Annotated in this window: 1 protein-coding gene and 2 pseudogenes; all 3 read left to right on the top strand. The window is 66.4% G+C overall.

From position 1 onward, the window contains the following. Positions 1-159, top strand: a pseudogene (locus IVA74_RS00010) (endonuclease); the annotation flags it as partial. Then, positions 143-1,379, top strand: a pseudogene (locus tag IVA74_RS00015) (ERF family protein). The pseudogenes IVA74_RS00010 and IVA74_RS00015, both read left to right, overlap by 17 nt. After that, positions 1,318-1,826: hypothetical protein (locus IVA74_RS00020; RefSeq protein WP_247338619.1), on the top strand; the 509-nt coding region annotated here is incomplete at its 3' end. The pseudogene IVA74_RS00015 and the gene IVA74_RS00020, both read left to right, overlap by 62 nt.

Raw genomic sequence — 1,826 nt, forward strand, 5'->3', positions numbered from 1 at the left:
CATGGCGAGCACGAGCTGGCCAAGACCGAGCTCAAGAAGCTGCTGCCGGAGGATGCCAAGGAGGCGTTTGGCCACGGTATTCGCGCCAAGCGCTCCAAGGCCGGCGCGATCAGCTTTGATCCGGTGGAGATGGAGGCCGTCCATGCACCAGGCCAGTGAGCAAATCGGGGCGATCGCAGCGGCGCTGGCCCGCGCCCAAGCCGAACTGACCAACCCGGAAAAGACCCTGACCGCTCAGATCCGCTCCCCGTTCCTGCGCGATGACGACCGCACCTTTCGCTACGCCTCGCTGGCGAGCGGCCTCGACATCGTGCGCAAGACGCTCAGCCAGCAGGAGATCGCCACCATCCAGACCACCCGGGTCGAACAGGTCACCGGCCACATCCACCTCACCACCCTGCTCGCCCATTCCTCCGGCGAATGGATCTCCTCGGACTGGCCGGTCTGCGCCGCACGGGATGTCGAGGCACCGCACCGGATGGGCGCGGCGCTCACCTACGCCCGACGCTACGCCCTGTTCGCGCAGGTCGGGATTGCCGGCGAGGATGATCTGGACGCCCCGGATGCGGCCGCTGGTCCCCCCGCACCACCTAACCTCACGGCATCGCCCGGCAAGGGCGCTCTCAACCGTGCCCCGGTGCTGCGGCCGGGCGAGTCCGCCGCACTCCGGGAGCAGCTATTGCGCCAGCTCGAAGCGCTGCCCGCCAGCACCGATCTGCTCAGCTGGGCCATGGCGAGCCTCCCGCTCAAGAACAGCCTGCAGGAGCCGGATGCCCGGCACGTCGAGGCAGCTTATCAGGCCAAGCTTGAGGACGCTGGCCGTGCTCAGGCCGAGCAGACGGCCGACCTGAATGGCACGCCAAGCCTGCCAGTAGCGCCTGCTGCTGACGCCGAGACCGCGCTGCAGCCAGCGCTACCCGAGGCCGGGCTCGCCTATCCCAAGGAGCGTGATTACCAGTAACGTTGCGTAAGGTGTTCAACCCGGCCGGTCCCGCAAACGCAGCAAGACGCACCTGTTGTTTGTTAGGGGGCAGCCCTGCCTGGTGTGCCGGCAAACCCCGTGCGATGCCCATCACCTGAAATTCGCAGAACCCAGAGCACTCGGCCGCAAAGTCGGCGACGAATTTACCGTGCCATTGTGCCGCGCGCATCATCAGGAGCTGCATCAGCACGGCAATGAACGGGCGTGGTGGGCGAACCTGCAGATCGCGCCGCTGCCGGTGGCGCAGGAGCTGTGGGCGGCGAGCCCCGTCCACGATCCCGCCAACGTCCCCGTCAGCGTCGCGCCTGTGCCTATCACCTTTGGGGAGGGCCCCTATGAACGGCCTGTTCCCAACCGAGCGCGCGCTAGCCATAACGGCGTTGCCGGTCGAATTTGAAGCGTTGGCGCCGCCGCCGCTGCTGCTGCCCAGGGAAAATCTCGAACACTACCAGGCGCTACGGCAGGCGATCTTTGCCGACCTCGCGCCACGGTCCGCCATCGAGTGGCTGCTCGCCATCGAAGTCCCCGAGCTGTCCTGGGACATCCAGCGCTACCGCATGCTGCGGCATAAATTGCTTGAGACCTATCGCCAAAAGGCGGTTGAGGCGGCGCTGCGGCGCATCGACATGGTCGGAATTGATCCCGAGTTCGAAGCCGAGGCCGAGACCTGCACGCTACAAAATGCCCTGAGCTGGCGGTGTGACCCCGTCGCTGCGTCCGAGATCGACGCGCGCCTCGCGACCTATGGCTTCGACCAACGCGCCATCACCACCGAAGTCTACGTGCAGGCGCGCGAGGTCCTGGTCTTGTTCGAGGGGCTGCTCAATGCCGCACAAACCAAACG

It is taken from the genome of Bradyrhizobium sp. 132 (assembly GCF_023074185.1).
GTDB lineage: Bacteria > Pseudomonadota > Alphaproteobacteria > Rhizobiales > Xanthobacteraceae > Bradyrhizobium.